General features: G+C 69.4%; 10 protein-coding genes. 5 read left to right on the forward strand and 5 right to left on the reverse strand.

Annotated features, from left to right (window positions below; all coding sequences use genetic code 11):
* Positions 1 to 239: 239 nt before the first annotated feature.
* On the reverse strand, positions 240 to 1,979 hold the full coding sequence (gene eccE / locus ACWGCN_RS31510; protein WP_387448975.1) for a type VII secretion protein EccE: 1,740 nt from the start codon (positions 1,977 to 1,979) through the stop codon (positions 240 to 242).
* A 118-nt stretch (positions 1,980 to 2,097) separates the two neighbouring features.
* On the opposite strand from eccE, the gene eccB reads away from it, so the two are divergent.
* Positions 2,098 to 3,606 carry a type VII secretion protein EccB gene (eccB, locus tag ACWGCN_RS31515; protein WP_452458428.1) on the forward strand — a complete coding sequence of 503 codons (1,509 nt, stop codon included), beginning with the start codon at positions 2,098 to 2,100 and terminating at the stop codon, positions 3,604 to 3,606.
* Between the two features lie 49 nt (positions 3,607 to 3,655).
* Here eccB and eccA read toward each other — a convergent pair whose 3' ends face one another.
* Positions 3,656 to 5,497, reverse strand: coding sequence for a type VII secretion AAA-ATPase EccA (gene eccA / locus ACWGCN_RS31520; RefSeq protein ID WP_378993622.1), 1,842 nt, complete (start codon positions 5,495 to 5,497; stop codon positions 3,656 to 3,658).
* Positions 5,498 to 5,654: 157 nt separating this feature from the next.
* Between eccA and eccD the strand changes: the two genes are divergently transcribed.
* Genes eccD through eccCa form a run of 3 tightly spaced genes read left to right on the forward strand, consistent with a single transcriptional unit; the run spans position 5,655 to position 12,600 of the window.
* On the forward strand, positions 5,655 to 7,115 hold the full coding sequence (eccD, locus tag ACWGCN_RS31525) for a type VII secretion integral membrane protein EccD (RefSeq protein WP_378993621.1): 1,461 nt from the start codon (positions 5,655 to 5,657) through the stop codon (positions 7,113 to 7,115).
* Positions 7,112 to 8,524 carry a type VII secretion-associated serine protease mycosin gene (gene mycP / locus ACWGCN_RS31530; RefSeq protein WP_378993620.1) on the forward strand — a complete coding sequence of 471 codons (1,413 nt, stop codon included), beginning with the start codon at positions 7,112 to 7,114 and terminating at the stop codon, positions 8,522 to 8,524. Before eccD ends, mycP begins: the two co-directional genes overlap by 4 nt.
* Positions 8,525 to 8,532: 8 nt before the next feature.
* On the forward strand, positions 8,533 to 12,600 hold the full coding sequence (eccCa, locus tag ACWGCN_RS31535; RefSeq protein ID WP_378993619.1) for a type VII secretion protein EccCa: 4,068 nt from the start codon (positions 8,533 to 8,535) through the stop codon (positions 12,598 to 12,600).
* 8 nt (positions 12,601 to 12,608) lie between these two features.
* On the opposite strand, the gene ACWGCN_RS31540 is transcribed toward eccCa, so the two are convergent.
* Both ACWGCN_RS31540 and ACWGCN_RS31545 read right to left on the reverse strand, forming a co-directional pair.
* Complete coding sequence (locus ACWGCN_RS31540) at positions 12,609 to 13,208, reverse strand: GNAT family N-acetyltransferase (protein ID WP_378993618.1); 600 nt, start codon at positions 13,206 to 13,208, stop codon at positions 12,609 to 12,611.
* Entirely contained in the window at positions 13,205 to 14,014 is an 810-nt protein-coding gene (locus ACWGCN_RS31545; protein WP_452458429.1) for a GntR family transcriptional regulator, read from the reverse strand. The genes ACWGCN_RS31540 and ACWGCN_RS31545 overlap by 4 nt, the downstream gene beginning before the upstream one ends.
* Before the next feature lie 281 nt (positions 14,015 to 14,295).
* On the opposite strand from ACWGCN_RS31545, the gene ACWGCN_RS31550 reads away from it, so the two are divergent.
* A complete protein-coding gene (locus ACWGCN_RS31550) occupies positions 14,296 to 14,688 on the forward strand; it encodes a DUF4254 domain-containing protein (protein ID WP_379314823.1) in 393 nt (130 codons plus the stop codon).
* A gap of 53 nt (positions 14,689 to 14,741) precedes the next feature.
* Here ACWGCN_RS31550 and ACWGCN_RS31555 read toward each other — a convergent pair whose 3' ends face one another.
* A complete protein-coding gene (locus tag ACWGCN_RS31555; protein WP_452458430.1) occupies positions 14,742 to 17,924 on the reverse strand; it encodes a nucleotide-binding protein in 3,183 nt (1,060 codons plus the stop codon).
* Positions 17,925 to 18,125: the final 201 nt, after the last annotated feature.

Consider the following 18,125-nt stretch of genomic DNA (forward strand, 5'->3'; position numbering starts at 1 on the left):
GGACTCGTGCCTTCGGCACTTTGTCCCGCCCCGTTTTTCGGGTGGCCGGGCCGCTACGCCCGCTGCGCGGGCGAGGGCCTCCTCGAGGTCGGCCCGTGGGGGTTGGGTTGTGCGGGTCGGGCTCGTACGGGGTGGACCCGTGCGAGGTCGGCCCGTGTGGGGTTCGGTTGTGCGGGTGGGTGGCTGGTGCTGGGTTCGCGGTGCGGTTTTCCCGAACTGGGTGTGAAGTCGGGCGATTCTCAGCGGGCCGCGAGTGATTCGCCGATGTAGTGCATTTCGTCGGGGGTGGTCACCATCGACACCGTCGCGCTGCCGGTGCTGGTTCGGACCGTGATCCGGTTCGGGGCGTACGGGTCCTGGATGAGGGTCACGTCGGGTGGCAGCGCGTCCGGATCACGTTCGGTGGTGCGGATTTCGACGAAGGTCGCACCGCCCAGGTGGGTGGTCGGCGCGATGCCGTCGAACACCAGGACGGTGGTGGTCGGATACGGCGCCGCGGGGACGGGTGGCGGGCCGGGGGGCGCCTGTGGGGTCGCGCCCGCGGCGCGTGGCGCGATCGACAGCAGCTGGGGGGTAGCCAGATTGGCGACCATCGACTGCCACGCCTGCGGGCGCGTGGTGTGCACGACGGCGTGCGCGCCGAGCGCGGTGGCCCGCAGGACCACCTGCTGAGCCAGGTCCAGGTTCCCGATCACGTCGACATGGCGTGTGCCCGCGCCGATCAGCGGGACGGCGATGCCCTGGCCGCGTTCGTCGGCGCCGATCAGCTGGCCGCAGCCGGTCGTCGGCACGGCGATGTCGGTGAGTGCGGTGAGGGTGCCTCGGTAGCCGTCCCGGCCACCGAGGGCGTCGGCGGCGCCGATGGGCAAGGTATCGAGCAGGATTCGCCGCTGGCTGCCGGGGAGCTCGCGCAGACCGGCGATCGGCGCCTTGTCGTAGGGCTCCACCGAATCGAAGCGGACCACGGCGTTGAGCACGACGGTCCCCGCCTTGTCGTCCGCCCGGCCGATCCGGCCCGCGCCGGGGTGCAGGCGCAGGGTGACTGTGGTCGACAACGTGGGCAGCGACCAGATCTCGGCCAGCCCGTTGGTGCCGATCATCGGTGCGGTGAGCTGGTAGTGGGTGAGATGCCTGCCGTACTCGGATTCCAGGCCGTGCGCCGACTCGGTCAGCCGCAGCGGATCGAAGCCGTAGGACAGTTCGCGTAGCGCGCTGTTCATCTCGGTCGCGGTGAGCACCGCGGCGTCGATGCCCTGGGTGGCCAGCCGATTCGCGACCCGGCGGGTGGCGATGATCATGGTGCGCAGCGCACCGGTCGCACCGCCGCCGCGCTTGTCCACCGCGGTCGCGTTGGCCACGGGGTCCAGGCGCAGCACGAGCCAGCAGGTGCGGTGCGCGATGGCGGGCAGCGGGCCGAGAATCCGGTTGTACAGCTGTGCGGCCGCACCGGTGCCCGCGGTGCGCGCGCCGGTGGAGATCACATCGATGCTCACCAGGCCCACATCGAATTGCTCGAGGCAGCGCGCCACTTCGGTGAGCGGCAGCAGCTGGTCGGCACTGAGCGAGCCGCGACGCAGGAGAGTGAGGGTGTCCGGCGGCGGGTCGATCCGCAGCATGGTGAGCAGCAGGTCGCCGTCCCAGCGCACCCCGCAACCGCCGCCCTCCGGCAGCGGTACGTCGAACGCGGGCGCCCGATCGAGGGTGTCTGCGCGGCCGCGCAGGCGACGGGCCAACCAGTCGCCGATGCGGACCGCCGGGGGCCGTCGCCGGATCGGCACGAGCCCGATCAACAGCACGACCGCGGCGCCGCCGATCGCGCCGTAGACCGAATCCGTCGTCGCCAGCACGATCCAGGCCACGATCGCCGCGAGTATCGCGGTCGGCACACACGCACGCAGCGGGTACATCCGGAACAACCAGAATTCCGGGTCACGCAGGGTGTCGTAGACGTGTGCGCTGCCGGTTTGCCCGGCGTTCATACTGTTGTTCAAAGCCGTTGTCCCCGCTTGGCGTACGTCGAATCATGGTGAAGGACAAGTTCCGGATTTACGGTACCGTGTCCGACGAGATGGTGATCAACTCAGCAATGGAGTCCCTGTGCCGGCACAGCTGACAACCAAAGCCCAGGTCAACGGTTATCGCTTTCTGCTACGCAGGCTCGATCATGCCCTGGTCCGCCGTGACGTGCGCATGTTGCACGATCCGATGAAGTCGCAGAGCCGGTCGCTGATGGTCGGCGCGGTCCTCGGTCTGATCATCGTGGCAGGGGCGGCCATCCTCGGCTTTCTGAAACCACAGGGCGCGATCGGCGACGCGCTGATCGTCACCGGGAAGCAGAGCGGCGCCATGTATGTGGTCGTCGAGGCGAAAGAGGGCGAGAAGACCCTCCACCCGGTGCTCAATCTGGCCTCGGCCCGGCTCATCGCCGGCGACGCGCAAGCCCCGAAATCGGTGAAGGACGACAAGCTCGGTTCGATGCCACGTGGTCCGCTGCTCGGCATTCCCGGCGCCCCGGCGGCCATGCCGGGGTCCAAGCAGGGGTCGAGCTCGAATTGGACGCTGTGCGAGACCACCCCGCTCTCGGCCGCGGGGAGCGCGTCCGGCGCGGGCGGTGGCCTCACCACCGCCATCGTCGGCAAGCTCGAGACCGGCGACCGGATCGGCGCGGTCGGCGCCGACGACGCCATGCTGATGCGCCACAGCGACAAGACCTTCCTCCTGTACAAGGGCGCGAGGGCCGAGGTCGACCCGACCAACTCGGTGCTCGCCAGGACGCTCGGGCTGACCGGTCAGCAGGTCCGTCCGATCGGTAGCGCTGTGCTCGGCGCGACCACCCAGGCCCCGCCGCTCGCCGTGCCGACCATCGACCGCGCGGGCGAACCCGGCCCCGGCAAACTGTCGAATGTGCCGATCGGCGGGATCATCTCGGTGACCGGCGTGGAGGCCGCGGGCAAGGAGACGATGTACGTGGTGCTCGCCGACGGCGTGCAGCGCGTCTCGGAGTTCACCGCCGACCTGCTGCGCAACGCCGATTCGCGGGGTATGCGCGAGATCGCCGAGCTGGCGCCGGATGTACTCGACCGGATGCCGATGCTGCACACCTTGCCGATCGACGCCTTTCCCGAACACAAGCCCCGGATCCTGTCCGCCGAGGACGCCCCCGTGGCGTGCGTGAACTGGGCCAAGGACCCCGGTGAGGCGACCGCGCAGGGCAAGTCGGTGGACGGGCCGACCGAACGCGCCACGGTGACGTTGCTCGCCGGAACGAAACTGCCGCTGGCCGGATCGGCCAAGCCGGTGACTCTCGCGACCGCCGACGGTTCGGGCAACCGAATGGATGCCGTGTACCTGGCGCCGAGCACCGGCGAATTCGTGCAGGTCACCGGTGTCGAGCCGGGGAGCTTGCGGCGTGAATCGCTGTTCTATGTGGCCGACAACGGGATTCGCTACGGCATCCCCGACGCCGCGACCGCCGCGGTACTCGGCCTCGGGGACAAGCCGAAGCTCGCACCGTGGTCGATCATCGGCCAGCTCGTCCCCGGCCCGACGCTGTCCGCGAAAGACGCACTGACCAGCTACGATTCGTTGCCCTCGGCCAGTAAGTAGCCGAAAAGAGCGGGGCCTGGCGCGCATTCGCACCGGGCCCCTTCGGCGTTCAGCCCAGGTTCGGGATCTGTCCGATATTGAGGGTGGCGACGATCCCGGCGAGCGCGGTCCGCATGTCCGGCTCCTCGATGCGCATCAGCACGTCGTCGTCGACCTCGGCCAGGTCGAGCCCGTCGGTATTGGCCAGCCGGAACTCGCGTTCCTCTTCCGCCGACTCGATCACATTGCGGATGAAGCGACCGTTGCCTGCCAGGTCCACACCGCGGCGCGGTTGTCCGCTCTGGTCGGTGCTCTCCAGGTTGTACAGGTAGTCGCAGGTCTCGATCAGGGTGGCCAGCGACTCCGGCGAGAGTTGGGAATCCCGGCTGCCGGCCACGATTTCGCCGATCTGCCCGAGTTCGGCGGCCGTGTAGGAGGGGAACTGCAGTCGCTTGGCGAAACGCGAGGCCAAGCCGTCGTTGGCGGCGAGCAACCGGTCGATCTCGCCGTCGTATCCGGCGATGATCACCACGAGCCGATCGCGGTCGTTCTCCATGCGCGCCAGCAGCGTGTCCACGGCCTCGCGACCGAACGCGTCACCGCCCGAAAGTCCGGTCTGGATCAGCGTGTAGGCCTCGTCGATGAACAGCACGCCGTCCATCGCGCTGTCGATCAGCTTCTCGGACTTGATCGCCGTGCCGCCGAGGTTCTGGCTCACGAAGTCGACACGCTTGGCCTCGACCACCTTGTCGGTCTTCAACAGCCCGACACCGCAATAGATCTTGGCGACCACTCGCGCGATGGTGGTCTTACCGGTACCGGGCGGGCCGGTGAAGGCCAGGTGCTGGCCACGGGACTGACTCGACAGGCCCTTGCCCGCACGGATCTTGGCCAGCTGCGCCGAGGACTGCAGCTTGGCCACCTGGTTCTTCACCGAGGCCAGTCCGACCTGCTTGTCGAGCTGTGCGCGGGCCTCGGCGAGCACGGTCTTCGCCCGGTCCTCGGCGGCGGCTTCGTTCATCGAGGCCAGCGTCGGCGCCGAGCCGGAATCCCACTTGTCGGTGCGCGCGTCGATCACCTCGCGGCTGGTGACCACGATCCGGAAGGTGCGGTCGCGCATGGCGGTCGTGTTGGCGGCGAAATCGGGCAGCTGCGAGTAGACCTGCTCGAACAGCTTCTGGGCCTCGGCCTCGTTGCCCGATTCCCGCAGGCACAGGCCACGGTTGTACATGGCGGTGAACTTGGCCGACGGAATCGGGCCCGCCTCGGCCTGTTCCATCCGCCGGATCGCCTCGCCGAACAATCCCAGCTGCGCGCACGCGGTGCCCACCATCACATTCGCGCCGGTGGCCAGATAGGGGTCTTTCCAGCTTTCCGAGCCGGCCAGCACGGTCATCACATCCGACCAGCGCTGCGTGTTGTAGTGCAGGATGCCGCGGATGTAGGAGCTGATCCGATCGTCGATCTGCTTGTCGGGGTCGTCGGCGCGACCGCCGCGCAACCTCGCCAGTTCGTCGAGAACCTGCTCGGCCTGGTCGTAGTCGGTGTCGGCGATCAGCTGCGATGCCCAGGCCAGCCAGATCTCGGTGAGCCCGGCCAGCGGGTAGTCGATGTAGAGCCCGGGCAGGAACCGGCCGGCCATGGCGCGCGGGGCGAGGCCGATCCTGCGCTGCTCGCGACCGAGTGAATCAAGGCTGGTCCGGTGCAGATTGAACAGCACCTCCTTGGTCACCTCGCCGGCGGCCGCGCGGCCCAGCCACGCGTCGCACATCGACGAATCCCATTCCGTCGCGCGCTGGAAGGCCAGCTTCGCGTACTCCTCGTCGCGCGCGGACTCCTGACCGTCGATGGACAGACCGAGCGAGAGGACGCCCGCGTCGAAGGCGCGCTGAGCCTGGCGAATGTCTGGCATGTGGTGTCGGACCCCGAAATCTTCCTCTGATGGACAGCTGGTGTTCAATCCGGCGGTAGGACTTCGATCGCGCCGGTTTGCCCTGTCCGTTAGATTAGGTAACGCTGCCGTGTGGTCGCAACGGAAGTAGTCAGCTACGACTGAGAGTTCATCACTGGTGTCGACGTTGTTAGGCAATGAGCCCGAACTATGCCGAGTTTCAGTGATCGGGGGTGATACGCAGCTCGACATAGGTCTGCCCGCCACGGTGCCGATCGCCGGATTCATCGGTGATCTGGTGGCGCTGATCCGTTCGCGGGATCCGCGCCTGCCCGACGGCGACGAGGACTCCGCTCCGATTCGCGCCCAGCACTGGACGCTGGCGCGACTCGGGCAGGACCCCCTCGCGCCGAGCCGCACGCTCACCGAGGCCGAGGTCTACGACGGTGAGCTGCTGGTGCTGAGCCCGGTGACCCGCAGGGAGTCGCCCGCGCTGTTCGACGACGTCATCGACGCCGTATCCCGGCTCACCGCAGGCGAGTTCCGCGGTTGGTCCGGATCGGCGGCCCGCTGGGCCGGGCTCGTGCTGGCGACCGTTTCGATCATCGCCGCGCTCGCGCTGTTGATCGTCTCGCGCACCCATACCGATCCGCTCGCCCCGGCGTTCGCGCTGCTCGGTACGGGGATCGCCGCGTCGGCGGCGGCCGGAATCGCCGCGCGGAAATTCACGGATTCGATTACCGCGAACTGGCTTTCGCTGGACGCGCTGCTGCTGTTGTTCGGCGGTGGTGCACTGGTGGTGCCGGGCGTGCTCGGTGCGGGCAGCCTGTTGCTCGGCAGCGTGATGCTCCTGGTCGCCGCGGTGATCGGGTATCGGGTCACCGGAATCGGAGCCGGATTGTTCGCCGCCGCGATCACGCTCAGCGTGTTCGGCGCGGTGTCGGGTGTGATCTACCTGATCTGGCATCCGGGGCTGGCCAAGCTGTTCGCCGGGGTGCTCGTGGCGGCGGTGATGCTGCTGTCGTCGGTGCCACGGCTCGCCGCGGTGACGGCACGGCTGCCTATTCCGCCGGTGCCCACGGCGGGCGGGGCGATCGATCCCGCCGATCACGAACAGCGCCCCACCATCGAGGGCGTCGGCGCGGTCGGCGCGATCGCGCTGCCTTCGGCGGCCGGGCTCGGCGAACGTGCCCGGGTCGCGAATCAGATCCAGACCGGCCTCGTCGTCGCCTGCGCGCTCGCCGCGCTGATCGGTGCCGTGGGCGCGGCCGACCCGTTCGGCTCGTTCCACTCCGGCGGCGTCGCGCTCGCGGCGGTCGCGGGGATCGTGCTGTGTCTGCGCGGTCGCTCCTACGCCGACCTGGTGCAGGCCGCGACGCTGATCATCGCGGGCGCGCTCACTCTGTTCGCGTTGCTCACGGGCCTCGGCCTCGGCCACGAATCGCTCGAATTCGTCGCGGTGGCACTGCTGTTGGCGACCGCGGGTGCTGTGATCGGGTTCGGCGTCATCGGACCCCATGTCGAAGTGACACCGGTGACGCGGCGGATGATCGAGATCTTCGAGTACCTGTTGATCATCACGATGATCCCGCTCGCGCTGTGGGTAATGGATGTGTACTCGACCGCCCGCAACATATGACCGGCGCAGCCATGCGGCGCGCGCTGCTGCGGCTCACCTGTGCGGCGACCGTGCTCGGTACGGTCGCCGGATTCCCGGCGCCCGCGGGCGCCATCGCTCCGCCACGCATCGATCCGGGCGCGCTCGACGCCGCGCTGGCGCTGAGTGGTAGGCCGGCTCCACTCGAGGCGACCGAACAGCGCGAACTGTGTGCCGAACCGGTGCTGCGCGGCAACGCCCCGGTCGAACCGCCGATGTCGCAGCAGGTCCTCGATCTGCCCTCGGCCTGGCAGTTCAGCCGGGGGGCCGGGCAGAAGGTGGCCGTGATCGATACCGGCGTCAACCGGCATCCGCGCCTGCCCGCGCTGCAAGCGGGCGGCGACTACGTGAGCGATACCGACGGCACCGTCGACTGCGACGGCCACGGCACACTGGTGGCGGGCATCATCGCCGCCCGGCCCTCACCCGACGACGCGTTCGTCGGGGTCGCCCCGGACGCGGAGATCCTGGCCATCCGCCAGCTCAGCCTCGCCTACGACCGCAAGGACCGGGCGGGTTCGGTCAAGGAGGACGGTGCGCTGCGCAGCGACGGCTACGGCAGTGTGCTCACCCTCGCCGGTGCGGTCGTGCGCGCGGTGGACATGGGCGCCACCGTGATCAACATCTCCGAAGTGGCTTGCACCGCAGCCGGTTCCAATACCGCCGACGGCGCGCTCGGCGCCGCCGTGAAGTACGCCTACGACCGCAACGTGGTGGTCGTGGCGGCGGCGGGCAATGTGGAGCAGGGCGGGCCGTGCCAGAACCAGAACGAGGGGTCCGGCTGGAGTTCGGTGACCACTGTCCCGTCCCCGGCGTGGTTCACCCCGTACGTGCTGTCGGTCGGTTCGGTCGACGCCGACGGCCAGCCCTCGGCGCTGTCGCTGCGCGGGCCGTGGGTCGGGGCCGCCGCGATCGGCCGCAACATCGTGTCGCTGGACAGCAAGCCCGGTGGCACCGGGCTGGTCGACGGCGTGCAGACGATGGAGGGTGTGCAGCCGGTCGACGGAACCAGTTTCGCCGCACCGTATGTCGCGGGGTTGGCCGCGCTGATCCGGTCGCGCTTTCCGGACCTGTCCGCCCAGCAGGTGATCGAACGGATCACCCGCACCGCGCACGCACCGGGGCGCGGCCGTGACGACGCCATCGGCGCCGGTCTGATCGACCCGCTCGCGGCGCTCACCGCACCGTTGTCCGCCGAGCCGCCCAGCAGGGGCGCCGACATCGGCCATCCGATCGCCGAACCCTACGTGGCGCCGGAACCGGATTCCCGCCCGCGCCAGGTCGCGATCGCCGGATCGCTGTTGCTGTTGGCCGCCTTGGGAATCGGCGCCGCGTTCGGGTTCCCGTTCCGCCGCCGCGGTGTTGACCTCAATCAGGAATTCGAGGAGTAGAGGGTTCGATGGCAACCGAAGGTTTCGTCCGTCGCCCCCGGATCGCGCCGCCGCGCGCACCGGGTGGTGAAGTAGCGCTCACCCCGCCGCCGGAGATCCAGCGCGCCATCCCGTCGCCGCTGATGATGAAGCTGATGCCCGTCATCATGGTGGTGGCGGTGGTCGGCATGATCGCGATGATGGTCACGATGGGCCGCAATCTGCTGGCCAATCCGATGATGATGATGTTCCCGATGATGATGCTCATGTCGATGGTCGGCATGATGGCGGGCATGCGCGGCGGTGGTCCCAAGCGCGCCGTCGAGCTCAACGAGGAACGCAAGGACTACTTCCGGTATCTCGACCAGGTGCGCAAGGACGTGCGCACCACCGGCACCAAACAGCTCGAGACGCTCGGCTGGAGTCATCCCGAACCCGCCGATCTGCCCTCGCTGATCGGTAGCAGGCGGATGTGGGAGCGCCGCCCCAACGACCCCGACTTCGGGCATGTGCGCGTCGGCGTCGGTAGCCACCGCCTCGCCACCAAGCTGGCCAGGCCCGAAACCGGCCCGCTCGAAGACCTCGAACCGGTGTCCACGGTGGCGCTGCGCCGTTTCGTCCGCACGCATTCGGTGGTGCACGAACTGCCGACCGCGGTCTCGCTGCGGGCCTTCCCCGCCATCAATATCGGTGGTGACCTCGACGAGGGCCGCGAGCTGGTGCGGGCGATGCTGATGGAACTGACCACCTTCCACGGGCCGGACAATCTCGTCGTCGCCATCGTCTGCGCCGATCCCGATACGCACTGGGCCTGGGCGAAATGGCTTCCGCACGTGCAGCATCCGTCGGTGCGCGACGGACTGGGCTCGGCGCGGATGATGTACACCTCGCTGGGCGAGCTCGAATCGGCGTTGCAGACCGAGCTGATGGAACGCGGCCGGTTCATGCGCAATCCGCAGCCCACCCAGGGCCGGTTGCACCTGGTGGTGGTGATCGATGACGGCTACATCAGCGGCAACGAGCGCACCATCAGCGAATCCGGCCTCGACTCGGTGACCGTGCTCGACCTGACCGCGCCGGAGAACGGGCTCGCGGCGCGCCGCGGCCTGCAACTGGTCGTCGCCGACGGCGCGGTGTCGGCGCGCAGTGCCGCCGGGGTGGAACGGTTCGCCACGGCCGACGAGGTCAGCTCGGCCGAGGCGGCGGCCTTCGCGCGCTCACTCGCCCGCTACCGGCTCGCGACGGCCGCGCAGATCGTCAGCCTGGGGGAGGGCACCACCAGCGACCCCGGCCTGATGGCCCTGCTGCGCATTCCCGACGCCGCCCAGATCGACCCGGCCAGGGTGTGGCGACCGCGGACCGCGCGGGAACGCCTGCGGGTGCCGATCGGCATCACCCCGGACGGCACGCCGGTCGAGATCGACATCAAGGAGTCGGCCGAGAACGGCATGGGCCCGCACGGCCTGTGCATCGGCGCCACCGGCTCGGGCAAGTCGGAGTTCCTTCGTACGCTGGTACTTTCGCTGGTCACCACGCATTCGCCGGATGCCCTCAACCTGGTGCTCGTCGACTTCAAGGGTGGCGCGACGTTCCTCGGCCTCGACTCGCTGCCGCACGTCGCGGCCGTGATCACCAACCTCGAGGACGAGCTCTCGCTGGTCGACCGCATGAAGGACGCGCTCGCCGGTGAGATGAACCGCCGCCAGGAGCTGCTGCGCTCGGCGGGCAACTACGCCAACGTCACCGACTACGAGAAGGCAAGGGCGGCAGGCGTTCCGCTCGATCCGCTACCCGCGCTGTTCGTGGTGGTCGACGAGTTCTCCGAATTGCTCTCGCAGAAACCGGATTTCGCCGAACTGTTCGTGATGATCGGCCGTCTCGGTCGCTCGCTGCACGTGCATCTGCTGCTGGCCTCGCAGCGCCTGGAGGAGAACAAGCTGCGCGGCCTGGAATCGCACCTGTCCTACCGGATCGGTCTGCGCACCTTCTCGGCCAACGAATCGCGCGCGGTACTCGGCATCACCGACGCCTACCACCTGCCCAGCGTGCCCGGCGCGGGCTACCTGAAAAGCGATGCCTCCGAACCACTTCGGTTCAACGCCAGTTACGTCTCGGGTTCCTATGTCGCGCCGGTCGGCACGGTCATCGACGACGACGGCGCGCCGGTCGGCGGGCAACGGCCCGTGGTTTTCACCGCGGCCCCCGTCGAAGCCGCCGAGCTCGAGCCGGAACACGAGGAGACCGACCCGATCCTGCGCGGTCGGCCGGAACTCCCACCACCGCCCCCGCCCGGTGGTCAGAGCGCCGAGGAGGGTATTCCGGATTCGTTGCTCGATGTGGTGGTCAAACGGCTGACCGGGCACGGCAGGCCCGCCCACGAAGTGTGGCTGCCACCGCTGGAGGAATCGCCGACCGCCGACATGTTGCTGCCCGACCCCGACTGGCGATCGCCGGTGAACCGGCACGGTCAGCTGTGGATGCCGATCGGTGTCATCGACAAGCCCTACGAGCAGCGCCGCGACGTGCTCACCATCAATCTCGCGGGCGCACAGGGCAATGTCGCGGTGGTCGGTGGCCCGCAGTCGGGCAAGTCGACCACCTTGCGCACGATCATCCTGGCCGCGGCCGCCACGCACACGCCCGAGCAGGTGCAGTTCTACTGCCTCGACTTCGGTGGCGGCAGCATGGCCGGTCTGGTCGGGATCCCGCACGTCGGTTCGGTTGCCGGTCGTCTCGACGGCGATCGGGTCCGGCGCACCATCGCCGAGCTCACCACCCTCATGCGGCAGCGCGAGGAACGATTCGCCGAGCTCGGCATCGAATCCATGGCCGAGTTCCGCCGTCGCAAGTTCTCCGCGCTCGAGGCGCGACAGATCAACGGGACCACCGCCGCACCGGGCGACCTGCTCGCCGCCGACCAGTTCGGTGACGTGTTCCTGGTGATCGACGGCTGGGGCGCCATCCGCGAGGAATTCGACATCCTCGAACCGCTGATCAATGCCATTGCCACCCAGGGTCTTTCCTTCGGCGTCCACCTGATGATCGGCGCCTCGCGCTGGGCCGAGATCCGGCCGGTGGTCAAGGACCAGGTCGGTACCAGGCTGGAGCTGCGCCTGGGCGACCCCGGTGACTCGGAGATGAATCGCCGCACCGCGCACCAGGTTCCGGTCGGCAGGCCGGGCCGGGGTCTCACCCGCGAACAGTTGCACATGCTGATCGCGTTGCCCCGCCTGGATTCGGACTCCGATCCGTCCACGGTCGCCGACGGTGTCACCAGGGCGCGCGAAGAGCTCATCGCGCTGTATCCGGGACGCCGTGCCCCGCAGGTGCGCATGCTGCCGCTGAGCTTCCCGCGCGACGAGGTCGTCGCCACCGCCAAGGGACAGGGCGTCAAGCTCGACCGCAGCAAGGTCGTCGTCGGTCTCGGCGAGTCCGAATTGCAGCCGCTGGTACTGGATTTCGGTCTCGAACCGCACTTCATGGCCTTCGCGGACGTGGAATGCGGCAAGACCACGCTGCTGCGCAACATCGTGATGAGCATCGCCGAACAGTCCGACGCGTCCGAGGCGCGGGTCATCCTGATCGACTACCGGCGCACCATGCTCGGTGTGCTCGAGGGCGATCAGCTGGCCGGATACTCGACCTCGTCACAGACCTGTGGGCCGATGATCGCCGAGGTGGCGGGCTATCTGGCCAAGCGAATTCCCGGTTCCGACATCACCCAGCAGCAACTGCGCGAACGCAGCTGGTGGTCGGGCCCGGAGATCTATGTCGTCGTCGACGACTACGACATGGTGGTCACCGGATCGGTCAACCCCTTCGCCCCGCTGCTCGAATACCTGCCGCAGGCACGCGATATCGGCCTGCACCTGGTCGTCACCCGCCGTATCGGTGGCGCGTCGCGGGCGCTGTACGACCCGGTACTCGGCGCGATGAAGAACCTGTCGGTGCAGACGCTGATCATGAGCGGTTCCCGGGACGAGGGAAAGCTGATCGGCGATGTCCGCCCGAGCAAGATGCCGCCCGGCCGAGGCACGCTGGTCTCCCGCAGCCAGGGCATCGAACTCGTGCACATCGCCGATCTGCCACCGCTGTAACCCCGCACTCAGCCGGGGAAGTGATCCATCAGCGGCAGTGCCGGGACGGAGCGCCGGTGCGCCGGGCGGCGGACCGGTGAACCGCACCAGCTGTCGGTGCGGCGTTCGAACAGCGCGCAGGACGGGCCCCTCGCCAGTGGGTCGGCGATGCGGGCCAGGGTGAAGCCGGCGCGGCGGTAGTAGTCGTGGAGGTGGCGGTTGGCAGTCCAGGCATCGAGGCGGACCCAGTCCCGGTGCTTCTGGTCGGCCAGCCGGGCGGCGTGGGCGAGCATCCGGTGCCCCACCTGCAGACCCGCGAACCGCAGGTCGACGATCATGAAGTGCACGATCACCGACTCGGCCAGCTCCCACGTCGACCACAGGCCGGGATCGGCTCGCTGGTTGACCGTGATCGTCCCGGCGGGCTCACTGTCGACCTCCGCGATCCACGTCTCACCGCGATCCAGCGCCCGCCCGACCGCCCCGGCGAAGATCTCGATCGGTCGACCGCGTCCCGCCACTGTCCACTGATCCGACCCGCGTGCCGTCAGCCACGACGTGCGCTGCACGCGCAGGCGGCAGATCAGCGGCAGGTCGCCCAGGGTGGCCGGGCGCAGGCGCACCGTCATGGCAGCGCGACGGCCAACCCGGGTGCGATGCCCAACGTGCGGGCGATGACGTCGGTGCCCGTGTTGTCGCCGAGCTGATAGGCCAGCTGGTTGCGGCCCGCCAGGGAACGGTGGCGGGTGGCGCGGGTGACGCGTTCATGGTTGGCGCCGATGCGCAGATGGTCGAGCAGGACGGTGCCGGTGGCGACGCCGAGCACTGCCGCTTCTTCGGCGGTGGCGGCGCGCGCCAGCACGGTGTCGCGGTGGGCGGTCTCGCCGTAGCCGCGATCGGCCAGGCGGCGGGTGGTGCCCTCGGGGATGTCGTGTGGCGAGTCGATGCCCGCGGCTTCGGCGAGGTCGCGGGGGTAGAAACTCACCTCCCACGACCACGGTTCGTTGTCCAGGTACTGCACCACCGTGCGCGCGAGCACCCAGGAATCGGTGGCGACACCGAGCCAGCGCGCGACTTCGGTGTTCGCGGGTTCCATCCTGGTGCTGAATTGCTTGGACGGTTCCCGGTTGGCCGCGCGCGCGATCTCCTCGAAGATGTCGTGTGCCGACCTGGGTCGATCGCGCCGGATGTGGTCGGTGACCACCGACTCCAGGACCTCCTGGTTGCGCACGATGGTGCCGCGGGAAGTTGCTGTGTAGACGAGATTTTCGGCGACGAGCACCTGAATCGCGTTGCGCGAGGTGGTGATCGAGACCTGCATCTGATCGGCGAGCTCGGAGTGGCTGGGTAACCGGTCGCCCGGTTTCCATGTGCCCGCGTGGATCTCCTCACGGAGGAGGTTCGCGATCCGGAGATAGGTCGGACCGTCCGCCATCATGCTCCTCGGTAGGTCGTGCAGGTAACGAAGTGTACTCGTATCGGTTACCTACGGCCGAGTAATGCTTGACAGAAAGCTTGCGAGGTTTATTGTAATGAACGTCCTGATCCGGTGCTCTGCGGCGATGACGGCGAGGCAACGTGGCTGGTTCGGAGAGTTCTACAGTTGTAATGGCTTTCCCCGACACAGTGCGGAGTGTCGATACCGCCGGGCTCCCGGCAGCTACCGGTCTGTTACCCCTCTCCGACATTCTCGTCCGGGCGTGTCGCGGACATCGGGTGGTCGGGGGACCGCTGCTGTGGTTCGCGCGTGATCTGGCCGTGCTGCACGAGAAACGGATCGTCGGGCGCGGGGGCCGAGTCGACACCGATCCGGTGGTCCTGCGCGAAATCGACTGCCGGCGTAGTGAACTGGTGCTGGCGATCGACGACTGGGTTCTGCGGGCCATCCCGCAGCACCGCCTCGGCGCCACGCTGCACACGGAGACCGTCGGCTCGGTCATCGACCGCATGGCCGAGGCTTCCGTGCGAGCGCACCACGCCCTGATGACGTTGGCGGCCAACGACGAAATGCTGCACTGCGCGTGGCATCACCTGGCCGAACTGGCCGACGCCTACGACGATCTGGTGCGTGACGTACTGGCCGGGCGCAGGCGGCTGCCCGAGTGGTGAGCTAGCCCTTCGACCGCACACCACGCCCCGCGGGGCGTGGTGTGTCGTGCGTGTCAGCCGAGGCGGTGGTGGTGGACGCCGAACTCGTCGGCCACCGTCGCCGCCAGTTCCACGTACGCGCGCTTGGTGGTCTTGTGCAAGCGGTGCAAGTCGATCTCGGCGCCCTCGGAGAGGTGCTCGTCGAACGGGATGATGTGAACGGCGCGGCAGCGGGACAGGAAGTACTCGCGCAGCTGCTGGACACCGACGTTCGGTGAGCCCTCGCGCGGGAGGTTGATCACGACCACCGCGTTGCGGACCAGATGGTCGTGGCCGTGCAGGGACAGCCAGTCCAGGGTCGCGGCGGCGCTGCGGGCGCCGTCGATGGCGGCCGAGGAGATGAGCACGAGCGAATGGGCGAGGTCGAGGACGCCGCTCATCGCCGAGTGCATCAGACCGGTGCCGCAGTCGGTGAGAATGATGTTGTAGAAGCGCTGCAGGATGCGGGCCACGGCCCGGTATTCCTCGTCGTTGAACGCTTCCGACGCGGCCGGATCGCGCTCGCTGGCAAGGACTTCCAGGCGACTCGAGCCCTGGGAGGTGTGCCTGCGGACGTCGGAGTAGCGCTGGATCGCCGGGTCGAGCAGCAGGTCGCGCACGGTCGAGCGGGTCTGGATCGCGACGCGCTGCGACAGGGTGCCGAAGTCGGGGTTGGCGTCGACGGCGATCACTCGGTCGCCGCGGATCGAGGCGAAGATCGAGCCGAGACCGGTGGTGGTGGTGGTCTTGCCGACGCCGCCCTTCAGCGAGAGGACCGCGATGCGGTAGTCGCCGCGCACAGGCTGGCGGATACGGGCCACGAGTTCCTGCAGACGCAGCTCCTCGGCGGACATCCCCGGGTTGATCGCACCGCCGGACACGTGATGCACGGCCTTGCGCCAACCACTGCCGGGAGCCTTCTTGGCGCGCTTGACCGGGACGTCGTCGAGCGAGGGCTGGTAGCCCTGTGGCTGTGCGCCCCAACCCGGTTGGCCGTAGGGCTGCTGGTTGCCCTGCTGGTAGTTGGCCGACTGCTGGTACTGCTGCGGCGCGTTCGGCTGCTGGTACTGCTGGGCCGGTGTGCCGTCGGGCTGGTACTGCGGGCCGGGCCCGTTGGGCTGGTTGTACTGCTGCGCGGGCGTGCCGTCGGGCTGGTACTGCTGACCGGGGCCTTGCGGCTGCTGGTACTGCTGTGCCGACGTGCCGTCGGGCTGGTACTGCGGCACGGGCGTGCCGTCGGACTGGTACTGCGGGGCCGGACCGTTCGGCGGGAACTGTTGCTGCGCCCCCTGATTCGGCTGCTGATAGTGCGGAGCGGGGGAGCCGTCCGGCCGATACTGCTGCACGGGGGCGCCGTCGGGCTGCTGCGCGGGTGCGGCATCGGGCCGATACTGCGGTGCCGCGCCGTCGGGCCGCTGGGCGACGCCGTCGGGACCGTACGTGGGCAGACCGTCGGGCTGCTGGTGCTGGGCCGGGGTGCCGTCGGGGCGGGGATACGGCGACGCGGTGTCGGCCGCCTGCACGAATTCACCCGAGCGATACCCGGTCTGCGCGGCGCGTGCTTGTTCCGCGGGGTTCGTGCCACCCTGCCGACTCGCCTGCCCGTGCTCACCCGGCGCACTGCCCTGTAGCCGCGGATCATCGGACCGGTACACCTCGGTCCGCCCATCCGGCGCATGCGTCGGCGCGACCGGTGTCGGGTCACCGGGGACCGAGTTGTACTGCGTCGCGGGGTAAGCCGACGGCGGCACGCGCTCGCCCGATGCGTACGGCGACCGCTGCTCGGTAGCCGGCGGCTGTTGCGGAGCTACGGACTCGGCGGAGCTGTACGGCGACCCGTGTCGTGACGCGACCGCGTCCTCATCGGGCGCGGACCGCCCGTCGGCCGAGTGGCGCGCACCGGTTGTCGGCGATTCGGTGGCCTCCGCAGCTGTTGTCGCCGGGGATGGTTCGGCCACCTCGGCCGCTGCGCGACGAGGCGGTGTGGCCTGCTCGGCTTCATGGAACGACGACGGCGGGCGTGGTTCCACATCGGCGGACTGCGCGACCTCGCTGGGCGCGGGTGTCGACGGTGTGTCTGTGGCGTGTTGTTCGACCTCGTCACGCGCGGTGACCGGCGATGGCGCATGGTCTGCCTGCTCGACCGCCTTATCGGCGCCGATCGGCTGCGGTTCGGCGGCGACCGGCCGGGATTCGGCGGTGGTCGGCTGCGGTTCGGCGGCGACCGGCAGGGGTTCGGCGGCGACCGGCCGGGGCTCGGCGGTAGTCGGCTGCGGCGGGACGGTCAGGCGCGGTGGGGCCTGGGTCGGACGCGCGGGCGGGTCCGGCAGCGGAGGGGGCGGGGGAAGGTCGGGGCGCTGCTGGTTCGGGCCGAGCGGGGTGAAGCCGGTCGACGGTGGCGCGGGCGTCCGGGTCGGGAGCGCGTTCGCGGCGTGGTCCACGGCCTCGCTGGTCGGCGCGGGTATTGCCGGGCCCGTGTGTGTGGGCACGCTGGTGGGCGACGGCGGGAGCGGAGGGGGTGTACCGGTGGATGTCGGCGCGTGATCTGCCGGTGGCTGACTTGCCGACCACGGAGCCGCTGTCGACGCCTGACCGCCTGCCCACGGCGCCGGATCCGCGGCCGAGGGCCCCGGAATCGACGACGGACCGTTGGCGTCCGGTCGCGGTGCCGGATCCGCCGATGACAACGGCGCGTTGACCGGGGGAGTCAGCGGGTTCGGGGCGGCCTGCCACCCGGCGTTCGGCTGTGGCCACCCGGCGTTCGGCTGTGCGGGCGCGGCCTGCTGGTATTGCGACGCGTCGCGGCCGGTCTGGGGTGCGGGCTGCTCGTAGGTGGGCTGCGGACGCGGTTGCTCGTCGCGGCGGGGCTGCTGGTGGGACGGGCCGGGGATCAGCGGGTCGGCGGGCTGCTGCGGGGTGGACCAGCCGGAACCGGACTGGTGGGTCGGCTCGGCGGGGCGGCGCTGATCGACAGCCTCGCCCGGACGTGGGGTGGCTGTCTCTTCCTCGGATTCGCGATCCTTGCGGCGGCGCCTGCCCTTTTCCTTGCGCGGCGCGTCGTCACCGCGCCCGCCCATGAAGCGGCGGCGTTTGGGTGCGTCGTCGATCTCGTCGTCCTGGGGCAGGTTCTCGACCGGAGCCTCGTAACCGACCTGTGTGACGTCGCTCTCCGACAGCCACGGCGGCAGCATGGGGAGGCTGTCGTTGTTGCGGCTCACCGGCACGCCTCGCTCACCAGGGTCCCCCGATCTGATCGACCCACTTCTCCGACGCCGGTGAGTTTACGCGACAACCCCCACGGCGTGGTGGCCGCCCGGTGGCTCGACACCGTGCTCAGGGCGGCGCGCGCGCAGGCCTCCCGATTGTGCGGCACGGGGCCCGGTCAGGGTGTACGGTTCGGGGCACTTTTGCCTCTGGCC

This window comes from Nocardia sp. NPDC055050, assembly GCF_053608345.1.

What these genes read in the sequence shown, in the direction of transcription:
- ACWGCN_RS31540 (WP_378993618.1), bottom strand. Translation starts at nt 13,208, where the DNA reads ATGACGGTGCGCCTGCGCCCGGCCACCCTGGGCGACCTGCCGCTGATC.
- eccE (WP_387448975.1), bottom strand. Translation starts at nt 1,979, where the DNA reads ATGAACGCCGGGCAAACCGGCAGCGCACACGTCTACGACACCCTGCGT.
- ACWGCN_RS31545 (WP_452458429.1), bottom strand. Translation starts at nt 14,014, where the DNA reads ATGGCGGACGGTCCGACCTATCTCCGGATCGCGAACCTCCTCCGTGAG.
- eccCa (WP_378993619.1), top strand. Translation starts at nt 8,533, where the DNA reads ATGGCAACCGAAGGTTTCGTCCGTCGCCCCCGGATCGCGCCGCCGCGC.
- mycP (WP_378993620.1), top strand. Translation starts at nt 7,112, where the DNA reads ATGACCGGCGCAGCCATGCGGCGCGCGCTGCTGCGGCTCACCTGTGCG.
- eccA (WP_378993622.1), bottom strand. Translation starts at nt 5,497, where the DNA reads ATGCCAGACATTCGCCAGGCTCAGCGCGCCTTCGACGCGGGCGTCCTC.